Here is a 20,495-nt window from a genome sequence, read left to right as displayed (position 1 = left end):
GTCTAGCCCAGGTGCTTCTGGAAGAAGGCCAGGCTGCGGCCGCCGGCCAGCTGGGCGTCGGCGGCGTCGTAGTGCTCGCCGCCAGCCCGCGCGAAGGCGTGGTCGCGGCCTGGGTAGGTGTGGACCTCGATCTGCGGATGGTTCTTCAGCGCCTGCAGGATGATCTCCTGCGCGGCCTTGGGCACGAACTGGTCTTCCTCGGCGATGTGCAGCATCAGCGGCTCGGCCAGCTTGTCGGCCTCCGCGACCCGGGCGTCGATGCCGACCCCGTAGTAGGCGACGGCGGCGTCGGTGTCGGTGCGGGTGGCGGCGAGGAAGGCCAGGAGGCCGCCCAGGCAGAAGCCGACCACGCCGACCTTGCCGTTGCAGCCGGGGTCCTTGCGGACCGCGTCGATGGTGGCGGCGATGTCCTTCACCCCGGCGTCGACGTCGAAGGCGTTGAACAGCTCGAAGGCGCGCTTCCACTCGGCCTCGGACTTGTCGGTGATGTCGATGCCGGGCTCGATCCGCCAGAACAGGTCCGGGCAGACGGCGAGGAAGCCCTGGCCCGCAAGCCCGTCAGTGACGTCCCGCATCACCTGGTTGACGCCGAAGATCTCCTGGATGACCACCACGGCCGGGGCCGGCGAGCGGTCGGGTCGCGCCACATAGGCCGAGAAGGCGCCGTCTTCGGTGGTGATGGTGATGCGTTCGCCCATGGAGGGTCTCCGTTTTCGCAATGCCCTAGGCTACGGCTACTAGCGCGAGGGGGCCGGTCGCGGCCATAACGATTGCGTAAGAGCGCAAAGGCGACCGCCATGAAGATGACCATCGAAGTGGACTGCACTCCGGAGGAGGCCCGGCGGTTCATGGGCCTGCCGGACGTGAGCACGCTCAACGAGCATCTGGTGGGCGAGATGCAGAAGCGGATCGACGCCAACATGGCCGCCCTGTCGCCCGATGAGCTGCTGAAGAACTGGATGGCCTTCGGGGCCGGCGCCCAGGAGCACTTCCGCAAGCTGATGGAAGTCGGCATGAGCGGCGCCTCGCCGCGGAAATGAGCGACACCATCTTCGCGCCGGCCACCGCCGCCGGCCGCGCGGCGGTGGCGGTGGTGCGGGTGTCGGGGCCCGAGGCGGAGACCGCCGTGCGCCGCCTGGCCGCCGGCCTGCCGGAGCCGCGGCGCGCGACCTTGCAACGGCTCTACGACGCCGAGGGCGTGGAGATCGACCGCGCCCTGGTGCTGTGGTTCCCCGGACCGGCCAGCTACACCGGCGAGGATTGCGCCGAGTTCCACCTGCATGGCGGCGCCGCGGTGGTCGGCGCGCTGATCGCGGCGCTGTCGGTCATGGGGCTGCGGCTGGCCGAGCCCGGGGAGTTCACCCGCCGGGCCTTCGAGCACGGCAAGCTCGACCTCGCCCAGGCGGAGGGCGTCGCCGACCTTGTGGACGCCGAGACCGAGGCCCAGCGGCGCCAGGCCCTGGAGCAGCTCGGCGGCCGGTTGTCGCAGGTCCAGGCCCGCTGGCGCGAGGCGCTCACCGAGGCTCTGGCGATGTTCGAGGCGGCGGTCGACTTCCCCGACGAGGAGGTCCCGGCCGACGTCGCGGGTCGCGCCCGGCCGGTGCTGGAGCAGCTGATCGGCGAGCTTGAGGCCGCGGCGGCCGACGCTGAGCGCGGCGAGCGGGTGCGGGAGGGCTACCGCATCGCCCTGGTCGGCGCGCCGAACGCCGGCAAGAGCACGCTGCTGAACGCGCTCGCCGACCGCGAGGCGGCGATCGTCACCGCCACGCCCGGCACCACCCGCGACATCATCGAGGTGCCGATGGTGCTGGGCGGCTACAAGGTGCTGCTGGCCGACACCGCCGGCCTGCGCGACACCGACAACGAGATCGAGGCCGAGGGCGTGCGCCGGGCGCGGGCCTGGGCGACCTCCGCCGACCTGCGGCTCTGGCTGGTGGACGGCTCTGCCGAGGGCAGGGCCGAGGTCCCTCGCGAGCTGCAGCCGGGCGACCTCTGCATCCTCACCAAGCGCGACCTGCCGGAGAACGAGGCCGGCTGGAAGGCGGTGGAGGAGGCGGCCGAGCGACGGCTTCCGGTGATGGCGGTCACCGCTCGCGGACCCAACGACGTCGCCTGGCTGAAGACCACCCTGACCGAGCGGGTGATCGACGCCCTGGCCGGCGCCGCGCCGCCGGCCGCCACCCGCCTGCGCCACCGCGACCTCTTGCTGGAAGCCGCCGAGCGGTTGCGCAACGCGCTGGCCCAGGACGAGGCGCTGGAGCTGGCGGCGGAGGACGTCCGCCTCGCCGCCCGCGCGCTCGACCGCATCACCGGCCGCATCGACCCGGAGGCGGTGCTGGGCAAGATCTTCGCGACCTTCTGCATCGGCAAGTGACGCCCTCAGTTCCTCCCCCTTTGGGGGAGGGGAACCGCGTAGCGGTGGAGGGGGTCCGCACGGACCTAGGAGGACCCCCTCAGTCGGCTGCGCCGACAGCTCCCCCAGCGGGGGAGCAATTTGGCCCGTGGTGGGGGGGTAGCTGTTTCACGTGAAACACGGCGGCCGACGTTTCACGTGAAACACCGCCGCCGATCGACTATATGGCGGGCTCCATGAGCTTTGACGTGATCATCATCGGCGGCGGACACGCCGGATGCGAGGCGGCCGCCGCGGCCGCCCGAACGGGCGCGCGCACCCTGCTGCTCACCCACAAGCTCGAGACCATCGGCGAGATGAGCTGCAACCCGGCCATCGGCGGGTTGGGCAAGGGCCACCTGGTCCGCGAGATCGACGCCCTCGACGGGCTGATGGGGCGGCTGGCCGACAAGGCCGGCATCCAGTTCCGGATGCTCAACCGCTCCAAGGGCGCGGCGGTGCGCGGGCCGCGGGCGCAGATCGACCGGCGGCTCTACCGCGAGGCCATGCAGGCGGAGCTGTTCGCCACCCCCAACCTGACGGTGACGGCGGAGGCGGTCGAGGACCTGATCATCGCCGACGGCCGGGTGGCCGGGGTGGTCGGGGCCAGCGGCGAGACCTACCGGGCCGGCCGGGTGGTGCTGACCACCGGCACCTTCCTGAAGGGCGTCATCCATCGCGGCGAGCAGCGGATCCCCGCTGGCCGGGTGGGGGACGCGCCGGCCATCGGCCTGTCGGACCGGCTCTATTCGCTGGGCCTGCGCATGGGCCGGCTGAAGACTGGCACGCCGGCGCGGCTGGACGGCTCGACCATCGCCTGGGACCGGCTGGAGATGCAGGCCGCCGACGAGACGCCCGTGCCGTTCTCCTTCCTGACCGAGGCGATCAGCGTCCGCCAGATCGCCTGCGGGATCACCTACACCACCGCCGACACCCACCGGATCATCGCCGGGCGGCTGACCGAGTCGGCGGTCTACGGCGGCCGCGCCACCGGCCGCGGCCCGCGCTACTGCCCGTCGATCGAGGACAAGGTGGTGCGGTTCGCCGACAAGACCAGCCACCAGATCTTCCTGGAGCCGGAGGGGCTGGACGACGACACCGTCTACCCGAACGGCATCTCCACCTCGGTTTCGGAAGAGACCCAGGACCTCTTCCTGCGCACCATCCCCGGCCTCGAGCAGGTGGTGGTCCGGCGCTACGGCTACGCCATCGAGTACGACTACGTGGACCCGCGCGAGCTCTACCCGACCCTGGAGGTCAAGGCGCTGCCGGGCCTCTACCTGGCCGGCCAGATCAACGGCACGACCGGTTACGAAGAGGCGGGCGCGCAAGGGCTGGTCGCCGGGCTGAACGCCGCGCGCGCCGCGGCCGGCGACGAGCCCGCCGCCTTCGCCCGCGACGAGGCCTATATCGGCGTGCTGATCGACGACCTGGTCACCCGCGGGGTGACCGAGCCCTACCGGATGTTCACCAGCCGCGCCGAGTTCCGCCTGACCCTGCGCGCCGACAACGCCGACCAGCGGCTCACCGCCAAGGGCATCGCCCTGGGCGTGGTCGGGGCAGCGCGGGCGGAGGCCTACGCGGCCAAGGCCGCGGCCCTGGCCTCGGCGCGCGCCGAGGCCGAGGCCCTGACGCTGACCCCGGCCGAGGCGGCCAAGGCCGGGCTGCCGGTGAAGGCCGACGGCCAGCGCCGCAACCTGATGCAGTTGCTGGCCTATCCCTCGATCGGCTTCGACGACCTCGCCGGCATCTGGCCGCAGGTCGCCGCCTGGGGGCCGGCCGTGCGCGAGCAGGTGGAGATCGACGCCTCCTACGCCGGCTACCTCGACCGCCAGGCGGCCGACGTCGCCGCCTTCCGCCGCGACGAGGACCTGCGGCTGCCGGCCGAGCTGGACTACGCCGCGGTCGGCGGGCTCTCCAACGAGATCCGCGAGAAGCTGGCGGCGGTGCGACCGCTGACCCTGGGCCAGGCCGCCCGCATCGAAGGCGTCACCCCCGGCGCGCTCACAGCCCTCCTGGCCCATGTCCGACGCCGCGCAGCCTGAGGCCGCCGTGGAGGTTGTCGACGCCGAGAGCTTCGCCCGCGCCAGCGGCGCGACGCCGGCCCAGGTCGCCGACCTGGAGCGCTTCCGCGTCCTGCTCGCCGAGTGGAACGCCAACATGAACCTGGTGGGCCCGGCGACCCTCGACGTCTTCTGGTCGCGCCACGCCTGGGATTCCGCCCAGCTCCTGCAGATCGCGCCGCCGGAGTCGCTGACCTGGGCCGACCTCGGGGCCGGCGCCGGGCTGCCGGGCGTGGTGCTGGCGATCCTCGGCAAGGGCCGCGAGGGCTTCCACGTCCACCTGGTGGAGAGCATGGCCAAGCGCTGCCGCTTCCTGGCCGAGGTGGTGACGGAACTGGCCCTGCCGGCCACCGTGCATCACCAGCGTGCGGAAAACCTCACTCTAGCTGTGGACATCGTCACCGCGCGGGCTTGCGCGCCGCTGCACCGCCTGTTCGGGTACGCCCGGCCCTACCTGAAGGCCGGCGCGCTCGGCCTCTTCCTGAAAGGCCAAGATGTTGCGGCCGATCTGGAAGAAGCTACAAGATATTGGGAATTCGAGGCGGACAGCGTGCCTTCTTTGAGTGATCCCCGCGGTCGGGTGGTGCGTGTGAGGAGGCTCGGTCGTGCCCGTAAAGTCTGACCGGCCCCTGCGCGTCCTCGTCATCGCCAACCAGAAGGGCGGCGTCGGCAAGACCACCACGGCGATCAACCTGGGCACCGCCCTGGCGGCGGTCGGCGAGCGGGTGCTGCTGATCGACTCCGACCCGCAGGGCAACGCCTCCACCGGCCTGGGCGTCGGCCGCGCCCAGCGCAAGACCACCCTCTACGACGTGCTGATGGGCGAGAAGACCGTCCTCGACGCGGTGGTGAAGACCTCGGTGCCCGGCCTCGACCTGGCGCCCTCGGACCCCGACCTGTCGGGGATCGAGCTGGAGCTCGGCCAGCAGGCGCGGCGCTCGTTCAAGCTGCGCGACGCCCTGGAGCCGGTGCGCCACGCGGGCGCCTACACCTATGTGCTGATCGACTGCCCGCCGTCGCTGAACCTGCTCACCGTCAACGCCATGGCGGCGGCGGACGCGGTGCTGGTGCCCCTGCAGTGCGAGTTCTTCGCGCTGGAAGGCCTGACCCAGCTGATGCGGACCATCGACCTGGTGCGCGGCAGCCTCAATCCGCGGCTGGAGATCCAGGGGGTGGTGCTGACCATGTACGACCGCCGCAACAGCCTGTCGGAACAGGTGGCCGGCGACGTCCGCGGCCACTTCGGCGACACGGTCTACCAGACGATGATCCCGCGCAACGTGCGGGTCTCCGAGGCGCCGTCGTTCGGCAAGCCGGTGCTGGTCTACGATCTGAAGTGCGCGGGGAGCCAGGCCTACCTGAAGCTCGCCCGCGAGGTGGTGCTGCGCGAGCGCGCGCGCCACCAGAAGCTGGCCGCCGGCGCGGCCTGAGGGGGAGATGATGGCTGAAGGCCGCAGGGGATTGGGCCGGGGGCTTTCGGCCCTGCTGGGCGAGGCGGAGGAGGGCGCCGAGGGCGCGACCGCCACGGGCGGCGTCGCCGGCGAGGGCGTCCGCGAGATCCCGATCGAGCTGATCTACCGCAACCTCGAACAGCCGCGGCAGTACTTCTCGGAAGCCGACCTCGCCGAGCTGGAGACCTCGATCCGCGACAAGGGCGTGCTGCAGCCGATCCTGGTGCGGCCGTCGCGCGCCCAGCCCGGCCAGTTCGAGATCGTCGCCGGCGAGCGCCGCTGGCGCGCGGCCCAGCGGGTGGGGCTGAAGACCATTCCCGCCCTGGTGCGCGAACTCGGCGACAATCAGGCCTTCGAGATCGCCATCGTCGAGAACGTCCAGCGCTCGGACCTGAACGCCATGGAAGAGGCGCGCGCCTACATGGCCCTGATGGGGCGCATGGGCTACACCCAGGACCAGGCGGCCAACTCGGTGGGCAAGAGCCGCAGCCACGTGGCCAACACCGTGCGCCTGCTGCAGCTGCCGCATCCGGTGCAGGAGCACGTGCTGAACGGCCGGCTCACCGCCGGCCACGCCCGCGCCATCCTCGCCTCCGACGACCAGGAGCGGATCGCCGAGCAGGTGGTCGCGCGCGGGCTTTCGGTGCGCGACACCGAGGCCCTGGTGCGCGCCAAGGCGGCCGGGCCGAAGAAGGCCTCGGGGCCGCGCCGCGCCGCCAAGGACGCCGACACCGCCGCCCTGGAGACCGACCTGGAGGACGCGCTCGGCATGAGCGTCGACATCCTCGACCGCGGCGGCGCCGGCGAGCTGAAGATCAAGTACGCCACCCTGGAGCAGCTGGACGAGATCTGCCGGCGCCTGACGCGGACATGATCCTCGGGGAGGGCGAGCGGGTCCGGGTGCGCCGCCTCGCGCTGGCCGACCTCGAGCAGGCTGCGCCCTTCCAATACACCCTGTTCATCACGGAGCCGGGGACGGCGCTGCCGCGGCTGGTGGAGGCGTTCCACCAGACCGGCTTCTGGACGCAGGTGGCCGGCGCCGCGGCGATCGCCGACAAGGCCACCAACCGGCTGCTGGGGACGCTGCAGTTCTACCGCGCCGGGCCCGGCGTCCACGGCTTCGAGATCGGCTACATCCTCCACCACGAGGCCGACCGCGGGCGGGGCTCTGCCTCTGAAGCGCTTCGGCTTTTCGGAGATCATCTGTTCACGGAACATCCCGGCTGCCACCGGCTGCAGCTGGTGATCGAGACCTGGAACGCCGCCTCGGCCCGCCTGGCCGAGGCCTGCGGCTACGCCCGCGAAGGGATCCTGCGCAAGGCCGGCTACAGCTCGGCGGAGCCGGAGGACTGCTTCCTCTATTCGCGGGTGCGGTAGCGCTCCCCCTCAGCGGCAACCGCCCTCAACCCACCTCGTCATCACCCGGCTCGTCCGGGTGACCCATCCCAAAGCCGGACGTCATCAGCTGCGGCGGGCGCCTCGGGCTGGGTGGCCCGGACGAGCCGGGCCATGACGAATGGGAGGCGTCAGTGTTCATGGGTCCCGGACAAGCGCTTTGCGCTTTCCGGGATGACAGGGGGAGGTGTGGCGGTCCTCACTTCGTCGCGTAGGGCGTCGCGGCGTCCGTGCGGATCAGGCCGCTGGTGGAATCGGCGATGCCGCCGAGGATGAACTGCACGGCCATGGCGCAGAGGATCAGGCCCAGCACGCGGACGATGATGGTCAGGCCGATGCGGCCGAGGATGCGGGTGATCAGCGGGGTGGCGAGGAAGGCCAGCAGGGTGCTGAGGGAGACGGCGACGATCACCCCGACGCCGATGGCCGCGCCGCCGAGCCCGAACTGCCGCGCCTGGCTGGCGTAGATGACCACGGTGGAGATCGCGCCGGGGCCGATCAGCAGCGGCATGGCGAAGGGCACGATCATCCGCTCGAAGCGGCGCCGCGCGTAACCGCGCCGGTCGCCGGCCGCGGCCGGCGCGTCGGCGGCGTCGGCGTAGCTGGCGGTGAAGTCGTCGCGCGCCATCTCCAGCCCGAGCAGGAACAGGATCACCCCGCCGGCGATGCGGAAGGCCGGCAGCGAGATGCCGAAGAAGGTCAGCAGCGACAGGCCGGAGAAGTAGAAGAAGGTCAGGAAGCCGACCACGAACAGCGAGATGTAGAGGGCGATCTGGGCCCGGTCCTTGCCCCTCGCGCCGGCGGTGGCGGCGGCGAACACCGGCACGTTGCCCACCGGATCCAGGAGGGCGAACAGGGCGACGAAGAAGTTGACCGCGAAGTCCGCGTGGCTCATGCACAGCTCTTAGCCCAAATCGATGCGCGCCGACCACCCAAGGTGGAGGCGCGACCCCCAACGGAGCCCGCCATGGCCGCCGCCGACCCGCGCCTGATCGTTCCCCTCGACGTGCCCACCGCCGAGGAGGCGCGCGCCCTGGTGGCGGCGCTGGGCGAGACGGTGAGCTTCTACAAGGTCGGGCTGGAGCTGTTCGCCACCGGCGACGGCATGGGGCTGGCCCGCGACCTGAAGGGGCTGGGCAAGCAGGTGTTCCTCGACTGGAAGCTGCACGACATCGGCACCACCGTGCAGCGCTCGGCCGCGGTGCTGGCGCAGTCCGGCTGCGACTTCCTGACGGTGCACGGCGAGCCGCAGGTGATGGCCGCGGCGGTGCGCGGCCGGGCCGGCTCGGGGCTGAAGATCCTGGCGGTGACGGTGCTGACCAGCCTGGCCGACCAGGACCTGGCCGAGATGGGCTACGCCGAGGGCGCGCGGGCGCTGGTGGAGCGGCGCATCCACCAGGCCATCGCCGCCGGCTGCGACGGGGTGATCGCCAGCCCGCACGAGGCGGCGCTGGCCCGGGCGCGGGGCGGCAAGGACTTCCTGGTGGTGACGCCGGGCGTGCGGCCCGACTGGTCGGCGAAGAACGACCAGGCCCGCGCCGCGACGCCGCTGGAGGCGCTGCAGGCCGGCGCCTCGCACATCGTCTGCGGCCGGCCGATCACCGCGGCGAACGATCCGCAGGCGGCGGCGCTGCGGGTGGCGGCGGAAATGGCCCAGGCGGGCGGCTAGAAGTCGACGGCGATGCCCTTGCGCTCCCAGTCGCCGAAGCGGGTGGGCTCGGGGCCTCTGGGGCCGCCCTGCTCGGGGGGTAGCTGGGCGGCGGCCTCGGCCTGGCGGCGGGCCTCGGCCTCTTCCAGGGCGCGGCGGGCCTCGGGGGTCAGCGGCTTGCCGGGGGCGGCGTTGGGGGGCGTGTCGTCCATGGCGCTCATTTAGGTCCGCGCGGCCGCCAAGACCAGCCTCGCGGGCTGAAGTTGCAACGGTCACCAAACGCTGGTTTTCTTCCGGCATCTGTTTTCGGGGGGAAACTCATGTCTCGGATTTCGATCGCCTTCTTCGGAACGGCGGTGCTCTACGCCCTGGCCGGCATGGTGCTGGGCATGGTGATGGCCGCGTCCAACGACCACCTGCTGACGCCGGTCCACGCGCACATGAACCTGCTGGGCTGGGCGAGCCTGGCGGTGATGGGGGCCTTCTACGGCATCGCCGGCGACCGTGCGCCGGCCAGGCTGGCCTGGGCCAACTTCACCATCTCCAACCTCGGCAACCTGGTGACCCTGCCGCTGCTGGCGATGCTGCTGAAGGGCGACGCCGCCGTGATCCCGGTGATGGTGGTGGGCGAGGTGCTGATCGTCGCCGGCATGCTGACCTTCGGCGCGGCGGTGCTGACCGTCGGCCGCACGCCGGCCGCCGCCGCCTGATCGCCTCTTGCGCCGGCGCGCCTAAGCGGGCACGCCGCGCGGGTGAGCAATCCTGAACCGAACGACGTCCAGGGCCTGCCGGCGCGCGCCGCGGCCCTCGACCTGCTGTCCGCCGCCCTGTCCCGTCGGGCGGGCCTCGACGAGGGGCTGAACCATCCGGCGCTGAAGGCGCTGGAGCCGCGCGACCGCGCCTTCGCCCGCGCCCTGGTGATGGCCACCCTGCGCCGGCTGGGCCCCATCGACGCGGCCCTGCAGTCGCGGCTGTCGAAGCCGCCGTCCGACCGGGTGGTGCAGATCCTGCGGCTGGGCGTCGCCCAGGCCTTCGTGCTGAACACCCCGGCCCACGCCGCGGTGACCACCTCGGTGGACCTCGCCGCCGCCGACAAGGGCAGCCGGCCGCTGAAGGGGCTGGTCAACGCGGTGCTGCGCGGCCTGGTCCGCGAACCGCCGGACCTCGACCAGCCGGACCTCTTGGCGCCGATGTGGCTCTACGCCCGCTGGCGCGCGGCGTTCGGCGAGGCCGAGGCCCGGGCCATCGTCGGCCTGATCCCGCAGGAACCGGCCACCGACCTGTCGCTGCGGGTCAAGGCCGACGCCGCGGCGCTGGCCGGGCCGCTGGAGGCCGAGATCCTGGCCGGCGGCACGCTGCGCACCGCCCTGCGCGGCGAGGTCTCGGCCTGGCCGGGGTTCGCCGAGGGCCGTTGGTGGGTGCAGGACGCCGCCGCCGCCGTGCCGGCCCGCCTGCTGAAGGTGGAGGAGGGCGAGACCGCGCTCGACATGTGCGCTGCGCCGGGCGGCAAGACCCTGCAGCTGGCCGCCGCCGGGGCCAAGGTCACCGCCGTCGACAAGTCCGCCGGCCGGCTGATGCGGGTGGCCGAGAACCTCGAGCGCGTCGGCCTCACCGCCGAGGTGGTCACCGCCGACGCCGCGCAGTGGGGCGGGACCCGGCAGTTCGACGCCGTGCTGCTGGACGCGCCGTGCTCGGCCACCGGCACCTTCCGCCGCCACCCGGACGTGCTGTGGGCCGCCAAGGCCAGCGACATCGCCGGGCTCGCCGCCGTGCAGAGCCGGCTGCTCGACGCCGCCGGCCGCCGCACCAGGCCGGGCGGCCGGCTGGTCTACTGCGTCTGCTCGCTGGAGCCGGAGGAGGGCGAGGCCCAGGCCCAGGCCTTCCTGTCGCGCACCCCGCAGTTCGGCCCCGACCCGATCGAGCCGGGCGAGGGCGGCGCGCCCGCCGCCAGCCTGCGCGCCGACGGCACGCTGCGCATCCTGCCCCACCACCGCGAAGGCGGCACGGACGGCTTCTACATCGCCCGGTTCCGGCGGGCGGAGTAGGGCGTCCCCCCGGTCATCCCCGCGAAAGCGGGGACCCAGGTGTTTTGTGTTTCTGCCGAGCGAGTTCGCCGCCCTTCGCCGGTGTCAGCGACAAAGGAAAAAAGCCTGGGTCCCCGCTTTCGCGGGGATGACTGGAAGGGGGTAGCACGACCCGAGCCTCTAGCCGCGTCGCGCGCATCAGATTAAGTCGGGGCCATGCCGTCTTCGCCGATCATTGCGCCCTCGATCCTCGCCGCCGATTTCGCCCGGCTGGGCGAGGAGGCGCGGGCCGTCGAGGCGGCCGGGGCGGACTGGCTGCACGTGGACGTCATGGACGGCCATTTCGTGCCCAACATCACGCTCGGCCCCGACATCGTGAAGGCGCTCCGGCCGCACGTGAAGATCCCCTTCGACGTCCACCTGATGATCGCCCCGGCCGATCCCTACCTGGAGGCGTTCCGCGCCGCGGGGGCGGACCTGATCAGCGTGCACCCCGAGGCCGGACCGCACCTGAACCGGACGCTGAAGCGGATCCGCGAACTCGGCGCCAAGGCCGGGGTGGTGTTCAACCCGTCCACGGATCCGTCGGTGATCGAGTGGATGATGGACGACGTCGACCTGATCCTGGTGATGTCGATCAACCCGGGCTTCGGCGGCCAGAGCTTCATGCGCTCGCAGCTCGCCAAGATCGAACGCCTGCGCAAGATGATCGACGCCACCGGCCGCGACATCCCGCTGGAGGTCGACGGCGGCGTGACCCCGGAGACCGCGCCCCTTTGCATCTCGGCCGGGGCGACGGCGCTGGTGGCGGGCACGGCGGTGTTCCGCGGCGGGCCCGACCGCTACGCCGACAACATCCGCGCCCTGCGCGGCGGCTAGGGGAAGCGCGGCGCGGCATGGCAGGAGCCTCCCCGCCGTCCCTTCCGCCCGGCCGCCATGTGGTCCCGGCGCTGGCGCTCGCCCTCCGGGTGGGGCTGGCGCAGGCGTGGGCGACGAGCCCGCCGCGCCGCTGGGCGCTCGTCCATCCCGCGCCGGAAGGCCTCGCCGCCACCCCCGCCGACCTGCGGCCCGCCGACCCCGAGACCGGCCGCCGTATCCTCGCCGGGGCCTTCCTGCTGGCCGGCGAGACCCTGGCGGTGGGGCCGCGGGGCGATCCCTGGGACCGGCCGAGCCCCAGCCGCCGCTTCGCCGTCGCCCTGCACCGCTTCGGCTGGATGGGCGGGCTGCTCGCCGCCGGGCCCGAGGGCGCGGTGGAGGGCCTGCGGCTGACGCTGGAGTGGCGCCGGCTGTTCGGCCGCTGGAACGCCTTCGCCTGGAGCGCCGAGGTGCTGGAGCGGCGGGTGTTCAACCTCGCCTGCGCCGCCCGCGCCCTGTGCGTCCGCGCCTCGGAGGCGGAGACCGCGCAGATCGCCTTGGACCTCGCCCGCCAGGCCCGTTTCCTGCTGAGCATGCCGGAAGGCCCCGCCCGGGCCGCCGAGCGCGCGGTGGCGGCGGCGGTGGCCGGGGCGGCGCTGGGCGGCGCGGCCGGCGAGCGGCTGCTGACCCGGGCGCTGCGCCGGCTGGAGGCCTGCCTGCCGGTGAGCGTGCCGGCCGACGGCGGCCACGCCTCGCGCAGCCCGCAGGCGGCGCTGGAGCTGCTGTTCGACCTGATGACCCTGGACGAGGCCCTGGTGCAGCGGGGCATGGCCGCGCCGGACGAGGTTCTGCGGGCCATCGACCGGCTGGCGGCGGCGGTGCGGTTCTTCACCCTGGCGGACGGCCGGCTGGCGGCCTTCCACGGCGGCGACGAGCTGGAGGCCGGCTACGTGGCGGCGGCGCGGGCGCAGGACGAGCTCGGCGCGCGCACGGTCCCCGCCGCGCGCAACGGCTATCAGCGCCTGGAGGCGCGCTCGCTGCAGATCGTCGCCGACGCCGCGGCGGCGCCTGCGGGCCCGTGGAGCGTCACCGCCTGCGGCCAGCCGCTGGCGATCGAGGTGCTGGCCGGCGCCCGGCGGCTGATCGTCGGGGCGGGCTGGTCGCCGGACGCCCAGGGGCCGCAGGCCATGCGGCTGGTGGACGCCGCCTCCACCGCCTCGCTCGGCGACGCGCCCTGCGGCGAGCCGCTGCGCGGCTTCCCGGCCCAGGTGCTGGGGCCGCGACTGGTCGACGGCTACGGGGCGGTGGAGACGCGCCGCCACGAGGCGCCCGGGGCGCTGTGGCTGGAGCTCGCCCACGACGGCTGGGCCAAGCGCTTCGGCCTGCGTCATGAGCGCCGGCTCTACATCGACATCGAGGCCGACGAGCTGCGCGGCGAGGATCGGTTCACCCCGGTGGGGCCCGGCGGCCGGCCGGGCGGGCGGCGGTTCGCGCCGTTCATGGTCCGCTTTCACCTGCACCCCGAGGTCAGCGCCCTGATCTCGCGCGACAAGAAGAGCGTGCTCCTGAAGCCCGAGGGCCAGGAGAGCGGCTGGTGGCTGCGCAACGACGCCATCGAGGTCGCGATCGAACCCTCGCTGCACTACCACCAGGGCCAGCCGCGGCGCTCGCAGCAGATCGTGCTGCGCGGCCAGGCCCGGCTCGACGCCGGGGCGCGGGTGCGCTGGAAGCTGTCGGCCGCGGCGCGCGGGCGCGTTGACGGAGAGGCCGACGAGGCCTAATCCCCCGCCATCCCGTGTGACTGGCGAATTTAGGTGGGCGACCACCGGGGAGCGCGGGAGCAACGACCGCCGCTCGCCTGGGCATTTCTCGAACTCTTCCAGAGGAGAATGCCATGCCTGCCGCCCCCGATTTCCCCGCCGCTCCCGACCGCGCGCCCGTCCGCCGCGCCCTGATCTCCGTCTCCGACAAGACCGGCCTCGTGGAGGCCGCCCGCGCGCTGGCCGAGATGGGCGTGGAGCTGGTCTCCACCGGCGGCACCCGCAAGGCGATCGCCGACGCCGGCCTGGCGGTGAAGGACATCAGCGAGCTGACCGGCTTCCCGGAGATGATGGACGGGCGGGTGAAGACCCTGCACCCGGTGGTCCACGGCGGCCTCTTGGGCGTGCGCGACGCGCCGGAGCACAAGGCGGCGATGGACGCGCACGGGATCGGCGGCATCGACCTCGTCTACGTCAACCTCTACCCTTTCGAGCAAACCGTGGCGGCCGGCGCGGACTATGCGACGGCGGTGGAGAACATCGACATCGGCGGCCCGGCGATGATCCGCTCGGCAGCCAAGAACCACGGTTATGTGGCGGTCTGCACCGAGCCGGCGGACCTCGCCGAGGTGATCGCCGAGTTGCAGGCCCACGGCTCGACGCCGCTGTCGCTGCGCAAGCAGCTGGCGGCCCGCGCCTATGCCCGCACGGCGGCCTATGACGCGGCGATCTCCAGCTGGTTCGCCGACGCCCTGGGCGAGGCCGCCCCGCGCCGCCGCGCCTTCGCCGGCGAGCGGGTGCAGGCCCTGCGCTACGGCGAGAACCCGCACCAGAGCGCGGCCTTCTACCGCTTCGCCAACCCCCGCGTCGGGGTGGCGACGGCCCGCCAGCTGCAGGGCAAGGAGCTCAGCTACAACAACATCAACGACACCGACGCGGCCTTCGAGCTGATCGCCGAGTTCGATCCGGCCGCCGCGCCGGCCTGCGCGATCATCAAGCACGCCAACCCCTGCGGCGTCGCCACCGGCGCGAGCGTGCTCGAGGCCTACGAGCGGGCCCTGGCCTGCGACCCGGTCAGCGCATTCGGCGGCATCATCGCCCTGAACCGCCCGCTGGACGCGGCCACCGCCGAGGAGATCCTCAAGCTGCTCACCGAGGTGGTGATCGCCCCGGAGATCGACGCCGACGCCGCGGCGCTGTTCGCCAGGAAGAAGAACGTCCGCCTGCTGACCACCGGCGGCCTGCCGGATCCGCGGGCGCCGGGCCTGACCTTCAAGTCGGTGGCCGGGGGCTTCCTGGTGCAAGGCCGCGACGACGCCCATGTCACCGCCGCCGACCTGAAGGTGGTGACCAAACGCGCGCCCACCGAGGCGGAGGTGCGCGACATGCTGTTCGCCTTCACCATCGCCAAGCACGTGAAGTCCAACGCCATCGTCTACGCCCGGGACGGCCAGACCCTGGGGGTCGGCGCCGGCCAGATGAACCGCAAGGACTCCGCCCGCATCGCCGCCCTGCGCGCCGCCGACTTCGGGCTGGACCTGACCGGCTCGGCCTGCGCCTCGGAAGCCTTCTTCCCGTTCCCCGACGGGCTGATCCAGGCCGCGGACGCCGGCTGCACGGCGGTGATCCAGCCGGGCGGCTCGATCGGCGACCAGAAGGTCATCGACGCCGCCGACGAACGCGGCCTGGCCATGGTGTTCACCGGCGTGCGGGTGTTCCGGCACTAGGAACGGCAGCAGGTCCTCCCCCTCTGGGGGAGGGGGACCGCGCAGCGGTGGAGGGGGTCCGCACCGACCTCGGAGGACCCCCTCAGTCAGCTTCGCTGACAGCTCCCCCGGAGGGGGAGCAACTTTCTTCCGGATCGCCCGATCAGGCGCGCCGACGCTTGGGGCTGGCCGCCTCGGTGGCCAGTTCGCGCAGCGCGGCGTTGGCGATGGTGAGCTTGGCGAAGGTCCAGGCGCCGCCGGCGGCCTCGATCTCGTCGAGGGTCCGGCAGGCGACCCGCGCCGTCTCGCGCCGCAGGGCGGCCCAGGAAGCGACCGCCTCCTCGGCGTGGCGGGCGTCGTCGCCGGCCTGCGGGCCGCCGGCGAACTCCATCACCGCGCGGGCCAGCTGCGCCTGCTCGGCCAAGAGGTCCTCGATCAGCCGCCGCAGCGCCGTGCGCTCGAAAGCGTCGCCCACCGCATAGGCGGCCGCCGCCGCACGCAGCCGGTCGAAGCCGAAGGCGGCCCCCGTCGCGTGGTAGAGGCGCGCGACGTTGGGCAGCGGCCAGCTGGAGGCCTCCGCCAGGTCGATGAGGTCCGCCGCCCCGGTCAGCGCCTGCAGCACCGCGGCGGTGCGGGCCTGGGGCTCGGGCGCGCCGGCCTCGACCAGCTGCTGGGTGCGGGCCTCGATGGCCGCCTTCTCCACGGCGGAGACCACGTCAGGCATCAGCCGGCGCAGGCTCTTGAATCCGGCGCCGTAGCGGCCGACCAGGGCCTCGACGTCGAGCTTCTCGCGCGACGCCCGCCGGGCGAGCCAGAAGGTCGCGCCGCGCAGGGCCGCGGCGAACCGGCGGAACAGGGCCATCTGCCCGGCGGCCGGGACCTTGCCGTCGAGGGCGGCGACCTCGTCCCACAGGGCCGGGATCTCCAGCACCGTCTTGGCGGCCTCGTAGCCAGCCACGAAGGCGACGACGTCGCAGTTGGCCGCCGCCATCAACCGCGGGGGGAAGCTCGGGCCGCAGCGGTTGACGGCGTCGCTGGCGACCACGGTGGTGATGATCTCGCGCCGCAGCCGGTGGCGGTGCATCGGCTCGGCATACTTGCGCAGGGGCTTGGGGAAATAGCCCTCGAGCTTGGCCTGGAAGCTGGGATCGTCCGGCGCCTGGCTGGCGATCATCTCCCGCTTCAGCTCCAGCTTGCCGTAGGCCAACAGCACCGCCAGCTCCGGCCGGGTGAGGCCGCGGCCGGCCTGCGCCCGCTCGGCGATCGCCGCGGCGTCCGGAAGGCCCTCGACCGTGCGGTCGAGCCGGCCCTTGGCTTCCAGCTCGCTCATGAAGCGGGCGTGCGGCTCCAGCTCGCCGGCCGCGTCCATCTCCATCAGCGAGAGCGCCAGGGTCTGGTCGTAGTTGTGGGCCAGCACGTGGGCGGCGACGTCGTCGGTCATCGAGCGCAGCAGGGTGTCGCGCCTGGCGCGGGTCAGCTCGCCGGTGCGCTCCAGCACGCCGGTGAGGATCTTGATGTTCACCTCGTGGTCGGAGGTGTCCACGCCGGCGGAGTTGTCGATGGCGTCGGTGTCGATCCGCCCGCCGGCCAGGGCGTACTCGATGCGCCCGGCCTGGGTGAGGCCGAGGTTGGCGCCTTCGCCCACCACCTTCACCTGCAGGTCGGAGCCGTTGACCCGCACCGGGTCGTTGGCCTTGTCGCCGACGTCGGTGTTGGATTCGGCCTTGGCCTTCACATAGGTGCCGATGCCGCCCAGGTAGAGCAGCTCGGCCGGGGCCTTGAGGATGGCGGTGATCAGCTCGGCCGGCGACAGGGCGTCGGCCGTGATCCCCAGCGTCGCCTTGACCTCGGGGGTCAGGGCGATCGACTTCAGGGTCCGCGGGAACACGCCGCCGCCCTTGGAGATCTTCTTGCGGTCGTAGTCGTCCCAGGAGGAGCGCGGCAGGTCGAACATCCGCTTGCGCTCGGCCCAGGACTTCGCCGGGTCGGGATCGGGGTCGAGGAAGACGTGGCGGTGGTCGAAGGCGGCCAGCAGCCGGGTCTGTTCCGACAGCAGCATGCCGTTGCCGAACACGTCGCCCGACATGTCGCCGCAGCCGACCACGGTGAACGGCTCGGCCTGGATGTCCTTGCCGAGCTCGCGGAAGTGGCGCTTCACCGCCTCCCAGGCGCCGCGGGCGGTGATGCCCATGGCCTTGTGGTCGTAGCCGGCCGAGCCGCCGGAGGCGAAGGCGTCGCCCAGCCAGAAGCCGTAGGATTCGGCGATGCCGTTGGCGATGTCGGAGAAGGTCGCCGTGCCCTTGTCGGCCGCCACCACCAGGTAGGGATCGTCGCCGTCGTGGACCACGACGCCCTCGGGATGGATCACCCGGCCGTCGGCCGTGAGGTTGTCGGTGATGTCCAGCAGGCCCTGCAGGAAGGTGGTGTAGGCGCGCACGCCCTCGGCGCGGACCTCGTCGGGGGAGCCGGCCTTGGGCAGCAGCTTGGGATAGAAGCCGCCCTTGGAGCCGACCGGCACGATCACCGCGTTCTTCACCTGCTGGGCCTTCACCAGGCCGAGCACCTCGGTGCGGAAGTCGTCGCGGCGGTCGGACCAGCGCAGGCCGCCGCGGGCCACCGGGCCGAAGCGCAGGTGGACGCCCTCGACGTTGACGCCCCAGACGAAGATCTCGCGGAACGGCTTGGGGTTCGGCAGGTCGGTCAACTCGCCGCTGGCGACCTTGAAGGAGATGTAGGGCTTGGGCGCCCCGTCGGGGCCGACCTGGTAGAAGTTGGTGCGCTGGGTGGCGCCGACCAACAGCGCCATGCGGCGCAGCACCCGGTCGTCGTCCAGGCTGGCGACCAGCTGCAGGGCCTCGACGATCTTGGCCATCACCGCGCCGGCCTGCTCCAGCCGGCGGGGCAGGTCGGCCTTGATCGCCGGGTCGAAGCGGGTGCGGAACAGGTCGAGGATCAGCCGCGCCACGCCGGGATTGCTGGCCAGCGCCTCCTCCTGCACGCGCTGGCTGGGGTCGAGCCCCGACTGCTGGCGGTGGCGGGCCAGCGCCCGGACCAGGGCCGCGTCGCGCCAGGGCAGGGCGAGCTCCAGCACCAGGCGGTTGAAGCCATCGTTCTCGGTGCGGCCGGTCCAGACCGCGACCACGGCGTCCTCGAACGCCTGCTTGATCTCCGCGAACACCAGGTGGCCGCCGCGCGGGTCCTCGAGCTCGAAGTCGTGGACCCAGACCGGCGGCCGGCCCGCGCGGGCCACCGGGAAGCCGGCCTCGGCCAGCGCCTTCAGGCCCATGTTGTCGAGGATCGGCAGGACCTCGGCCAGCGGCGCGGGATCGGCGGGGCGGTAGAGCTTGAAGCGGAACTGCAGCGGGCCGTCGGTGGGCAGGCGGTAGGCGCGCACCTGCACCGGCTCGTCCTCGTCCATGGCGTCGATCACCGCCAGGTCGGCCAGCGCCTCGGCGACCTCGAAGCGGTCGCGGTAGCCGGCCGGGAAGGCGCCGCGGTAGCGGGCAAGGATCTCGGCCACCTCTTCCGGCGGTCGGCCGGAGGCGCGCACGGCGGCGTCGAAGCGGTCTTCCCAGGTCCGCGCCGCCTCGCCGATGGCGGCTTCCAGCTGCCGGAGGTCGGGCCAGCTGTGCTGGGCGGGCGTGAAGCCGATGATGTAGTGCACCCGCGCCAGGGGGGCGTCGGAGAAGCTGGGGTAGGAGGCCGAGACCCGGCCGCCGTAGGCCTGCGCCAGGATCTGGCCGGCCCGCTGGGCGAGGTCGGAGTCGTACTGGTCGCGGGGCAGGAACAGCAGCACCGAGGCGAAGCGGTCGAACGGGTCGCGGCGCTCGAACAGCCGCACGCGCGGCCGGTCGTAGAGGTGCAGGATGCCGAGCGCCTCCTCGAGCAGCTCGTCCTCGGTCATCTGGAAGAGCTCGTCGCGGGGGTGGTTCTCGACGATGTTCTTCAGCCGCTTCTCGTTGTGGCTGCCCGGGACCATGGCGGCGCGCTCAAGCACATGCGCGGCCTTGGAGCGGATCAGCGGCACGGCGGAGACCGGCTGGTCGTAGGCCTCGGCGGTGAACAGGCCGACGAAGCGGATCTCGCCAAACGGGCGGCCGTCGTCGGCGTAGCGCTTGACGCCGACGTAATCCATGTAGCCGCGGCGGTGCACCCGGCTGCGGACATTGGACTTGGCGACGGTGACCGCCGGGTCGGTGAGCAGCCGGTCCTTGACCTGGGCCAGCAGCAGGGCGGGCTCGTTGGCGCGGCGGAGCACGGTGCGCTCGGGATCGCGCAGCACGCCCAGGCCGTCCTTGGGCTGGTAGAGCGGCTCCTCCGGCGCGTAGTCGCCGTTCGGCAGCTTCGGGTACTCGTAGCTGCGGGCGCCGAGGAACACGAAGTGCTCGGCGTGCAGCCAGCTGAGGAAGGCGAGCTCCTCCTCCCAGGTGGCGTTCGGCCGGCCGCGCACCTGCAGCTCGCCCAGGGTGCGGCCCATCAGGGCCAGCATGTCGTCGAAGTCGTCGACGGCGGCGCGCACGTCCTTCAGCGTCTCTCCGACCCCGCGGATCAGGGCCGCCTCGCGGTCGGCGCCGATGGGATCGAGGATCACCTGGATCATCGACTCGCGCCGCGCCGAGCCGGTCGGCCCGCGGACGCCGGCGCGGTCGCGCTGCACCTCCACCACCGGGTGGAACATGGCGCGCACGGAGAGGCCCTGCTCGGCGATCTCGCCCATGATGCTGTCGACCAGGAACGGCGCGTCGTCCTGCACGATCTCCAGCCGGTCGAGGCCGCGATGGCGGGCGCCGATCACCGGGGCGATGCGGATCGAGGGCCCGCGGCCGCGGCGGCGCTCCGCGAACCGCCAGAAGTCGGCGAGGTTCTGCGCCAGCTCGGCGGCGGTCAGCTCGGGGAGCTCGTCCGGCGCGGCGTCGAGGGCGGCCTGTTTGGCGAAGGCGCGGGCGGCGTCGAGGTCGGCTTCGCCGCCGATGGCGGACAGCGCGGCCTTGACCAGGGCGGCGCCGGCCTTGGGAGCCCGGCTCATGCGCAGGCTCCTTCGCGGCGAAGGTCGGAGAGGGCGACGAAGCGGGGTCCGGACGCGAGGACGCCGCCGGAGGAGAGGGTCCGGCGGCGCGCGGTCCCGCCGTGGGGGGGCGGCGGTTCGCTCAGTGCTCGCTGCGCCCGTGGGCTAGGGGAACGGACGCACCTGCCGGCGTCCT

17 protein-coding genes and 1 riboswitch are annotated in these 20,495 nt (G+C 73.0%); of the genes, 13 read left to right on the top strand and 4 right to left on the bottom strand.

The window, feature by feature from the left end; genetic code table 11:
- Nucleotides 1–2 precede the first annotated feature (2 nt).
- Nucleotides 3–698 carry a dienelactone hydrolase family protein gene (locus DJ021_RS06125; RefSeq protein ID WP_111456705.1) on the bottom strand — a complete coding sequence of 232 codons (696 nt, stop codon included), beginning with the start codon at nucleotides 696–698 and terminating at the stop codon, nucleotides 3–5.
- Between the two features lie 99 nt (nucleotides 699–797).
- Here DJ021_RS06125 and DJ021_RS06120 point away from each other — a divergent pair, with 99 nt between their 5' ends.
- The 7 genes from DJ021_RS06120 (at nucleotide 798) to DJ021_RS06090 (ending at nucleotide 7,283) form a co-directional block, all read left to right on the top strand.
- On the top strand, nucleotides 798–1,040 hold the full coding sequence (locus DJ021_RS06120) for a DUF6489 family protein (protein WP_111456704.1): 243 nt from the start codon (nucleotides 798–800) through the stop codon (nucleotides 1,038–1,040).
- Nucleotides 1,037–2,374 carry a tRNA uridine-5-carboxymethylaminomethyl(34) synthesis GTPase MnmE gene (gene mnmE, locus DJ021_RS06115; RefSeq protein WP_111456703.1) on the top strand — a complete coding sequence of 446 codons (1,338 nt, stop codon included), beginning with the start codon at nucleotides 1,037–1,039 and terminating at the stop codon, nucleotides 2,372–2,374. The genes DJ021_RS06120 and mnmE overlap by 4 nt, the downstream gene beginning before the upstream one ends.
- A gap of 203 nt (nucleotides 2,375–2,577) precedes the next feature.
- Entirely contained in the window at nucleotides 2,578–4,437 is a 1,860-nt protein-coding gene (gene mnmG, locus DJ021_RS06110) for a tRNA uridine-5-carboxymethylaminomethyl(34) synthesis enzyme MnmG (RefSeq protein ID WP_111456702.1), read from the top strand.
- A complete protein-coding gene (gene rsmG, locus DJ021_RS06105) occupies nucleotides 4,415–5,077 on the top strand; it encodes a 16S rRNA (guanine(527)-N(7))-methyltransferase RsmG (protein ID WP_111456701.1) in 663 nt (220 codons plus the stop codon). The genes mnmG and rsmG overlap by 23 nt, the downstream gene beginning before the upstream one ends.
- Nucleotides 5,061–5,885, top strand: coding sequence for a ParA family protein (locus DJ021_RS06100; RefSeq protein WP_111456700.1), 825 nt, complete (start codon nucleotides 5,061–5,063; stop codon nucleotides 5,883–5,885). Before rsmG ends, DJ021_RS06100 begins: the two co-directional genes overlap by 17 nt.
- A 10-nt stretch (nucleotides 5,886–5,895) precedes the next feature.
- A complete protein-coding gene (locus tag DJ021_RS06095; protein ID WP_111458994.1) occupies nucleotides 5,896–6,780 on the top strand; it encodes a ParB/RepB/Spo0J family partition protein in 885 nt (294 codons plus the stop codon).
- The gene (locus DJ021_RS06090) at nucleotides 6,777–7,283 is read left to right on the top strand and encodes a GNAT family N-acetyltransferase (RefSeq protein ID WP_111456699.1); all 507 of its coding nucleotides are present in this window, start codon (nucleotides 6,777–6,779) and stop codon (nucleotides 7,281–7,283) included. The genes DJ021_RS06095 and DJ021_RS06090 overlap by 4 nt, the downstream gene beginning before the upstream one ends.
- Nucleotides 7,284–7,500: 217 nt before the next feature.
- Here DJ021_RS06090 and DJ021_RS06085 read toward each other — a convergent pair whose 3' ends face one another.
- Nucleotides 7,501–8,196, bottom strand: a complete 696-nt coding sequence (locus DJ021_RS06085) for a MarC family protein (protein WP_111456698.1) — start codon at nucleotides 8,194–8,196, stop codon at nucleotides 7,501–7,503.
- Between the two features lie 72 nt (nucleotides 8,197–8,268).
- Between DJ021_RS06085 and pyrF the strand changes: the two genes are divergently transcribed.
- Nucleotides 8,269–8,970: an orotidine-5'-phosphate decarboxylase gene (gene pyrF / locus DJ021_RS06080; protein ID WP_111456697.1), complete on the top strand. Its 702-nt coding sequence runs from the start codon at nucleotides 8,269–8,271 to the stop codon at nucleotides 8,968–8,970.
- On the opposite strand, the gene DJ021_RS06075 is transcribed toward pyrF, so the two are convergent.
- The gene (locus DJ021_RS06075; protein WP_111456696.1) at nucleotides 8,967–9,170 is read right to left on the bottom strand and encodes a DUF1674 domain-containing protein; all 204 of its coding nucleotides are present in this window, start codon (nucleotides 9,168–9,170) and stop codon (nucleotides 8,967–8,969) included. The two genes, pyrF and DJ021_RS06075, sit on opposite strands and share 4 nt — an antisense overlap.
- A 99-nt stretch (nucleotides 9,171–9,269) precedes the next feature.
- On the opposite strand from DJ021_RS06075, the gene DJ021_RS06070 reads away from it, so the two are divergent.
- The 5 genes from DJ021_RS06070 (at nucleotide 9,270) to purH (ending at nucleotide 15,315) form a co-directional block, all read left to right on the top strand.
- Nucleotides 9,270–9,659 (top strand): hypothetical protein, encoded by a 390-nt coding sequence (locus DJ021_RS06070; RefSeq protein WP_111456695.1) that lies wholly within the window; start codon nucleotides 9,270–9,272, stop codon nucleotides 9,657–9,659.
- Nucleotides 9,660–9,701: 42 nt separating this feature from the next.
- Nucleotides 9,702–10,994, top strand: a complete 1,293-nt coding sequence (locus DJ021_RS06065) for an RsmB/NOP family class I SAM-dependent RNA methyltransferase (protein ID WP_111456694.1) — start codon at nucleotides 9,702–9,704, stop codon at nucleotides 10,992–10,994.
- Nucleotides 10,995–11,189: 195 nt separating this feature from the next.
- On the top strand, nucleotides 11,190–11,852 hold the full coding sequence (gene rpe / locus DJ021_RS06060) for a ribulose-phosphate 3-epimerase (protein WP_111456693.1): 663 nt from the start codon (nucleotides 11,190–11,192) through the stop codon (nucleotides 11,850–11,852).
- A 17-nt stretch (nucleotides 11,853–11,869) separates the two neighbouring features.
- Nucleotides 11,870–13,609 (top strand): heparinase II/III family protein, encoded by a 1,740-nt coding sequence (locus tag DJ021_RS06055; RefSeq protein ID WP_133254953.1) that lies wholly within the window; start codon nucleotides 11,870–11,872, stop codon nucleotides 13,607–13,609.
- 6 nt (nucleotides 13,610–13,615) lie between these two features.
- Nucleotides 13,616–13,699, top strand: a riboswitch (ZMP/ZTP riboswitch).
- Between the two features lie 23 nt (nucleotides 13,700–13,722).
- On the top strand, nucleotides 13,723–15,315 hold the full coding sequence (gene purH / locus DJ021_RS06050; RefSeq protein WP_111456691.1) for a bifunctional phosphoribosylaminoimidazolecarboxamide formyltransferase/IMP cyclohydrolase: 1,593 nt from the start codon (nucleotides 13,723–13,725) through the stop codon (nucleotides 15,313–15,315).
- A 142-nt stretch (nucleotides 15,316–15,457) separates the two neighbouring features.
- Here the strand turns inward: purH and DJ021_RS06045 are convergent, their stop codons facing one another.
- A complete protein-coding gene (locus DJ021_RS06045; RefSeq protein ID WP_111456690.1) occupies nucleotides 15,458–20,320 on the bottom strand; it encodes an NAD-glutamate dehydrogenase in 4,863 nt (1,620 codons plus the stop codon).
- Between the last annotated feature and the right edge of the window lie 175 nt (nucleotides 20,321–20,495).

Source organism: Phenylobacterium hankyongense, assembly GCF_003254505.1.
In the GTDB taxonomy this organism is placed as follows: Bacteria; Pseudomonadota; Alphaproteobacteria; order Caulobacterales; family Caulobacteraceae; genus Phenylobacterium; species Phenylobacterium hankyongense.
Note: the sequence above shows the minus strand (reverse complement) of the source record. Positions and strands in the feature narration are given on the sequence as shown.

Bases quoted from the DNA above. Each gene is read 5' to 3' on its own strand.
- DJ021_RS06125 (WP_111456705.1), bottom strand. From the start codon at position 698: ATGGGCGAACGCATCACCATCACCACCGAAGACGGCGCCTTCTCGGCC.
- DJ021_RS06120 (WP_111456704.1), top strand. From the start codon at position 798: ATGAAGATGACCATCGAAGTGGACTGCACTCCGGAGGAGGCCCGGCGG.
- mnmE (WP_111456703.1), top strand. From the start codon at position 1,037: ATGAGCGACACCATCTTCGCGCCGGCCACCGCCGCCGGCCGCGCGGCG.
- mnmG (WP_111456702.1), top strand. From the start codon at position 2,578: ATGGCGGGCTCCATGAGCTTTGACGTGATCATCATCGGCGGCGGACAC.
- rsmG (WP_111456701.1), top strand. From the start codon at position 4,415: ATGTCCGACGCCGCGCAGCCTGAGGCCGCCGTGGAGGTTGTCGACGCC.
- DJ021_RS06095 (WP_111458994.1), top strand. From the start codon at position 5,896: ATGGCTGAAGGCCGCAGGGGATTGGGCCGGGGGCTTTCGGCCCTGCTG.
- DJ021_RS06090 (WP_111456699.1), top strand. From the start codon at position 6,777: ATGATCCTCGGGGAGGGCGAGCGGGTCCGGGTGCGCCGCCTCGCGCTG.
- DJ021_RS06085 (WP_111456698.1), bottom strand. From the start codon at position 8,196: ATGAGCCACGCGGACTTCGCGGTCAACTTCTTCGTCGCCCTGTTCGCC.
- pyrF (WP_111456697.1), top strand. From the start codon at position 8,269: ATGGCCGCCGCCGACCCGCGCCTGATCGTTCCCCTCGACGTGCCCACC.
- DJ021_RS06075 (WP_111456696.1), bottom strand. From the start codon at position 9,170: ATGAGCGCCATGGACGACACGCCCCCCAACGCCGCCCCCGGCAAGCCG.
- DJ021_RS06070 (WP_111456695.1), top strand. From the start codon at position 9,270: ATGTCTCGGATTTCGATCGCCTTCTTCGGAACGGCGGTGCTCTACGCC.
- rpe (WP_111456693.1), top strand. From the start codon at position 11,190: ATGCCGTCTTCGCCGATCATTGCGCCCTCGATCCTCGCCGCCGATTTC.
- DJ021_RS06055 (WP_133254953.1), top strand. From the start codon at position 11,870: ATGGCAGGAGCCTCCCCGCCGTCCCTTCCGCCCGGCCGCCATGTGGTC.
- purH (WP_111456691.1), top strand. From the start codon at position 13,723: ATGCCTGCCGCCCCCGATTTCCCCGCCGCTCCCGACCGCGCGCCCGTC.
- DJ021_RS06045 (WP_111456690.1), bottom strand. From the start codon at position 20,320: ATGAGCCGGGCTCCCAAGGCCGGCGCCGCCCTGGTCAAGGCCGCGCTG.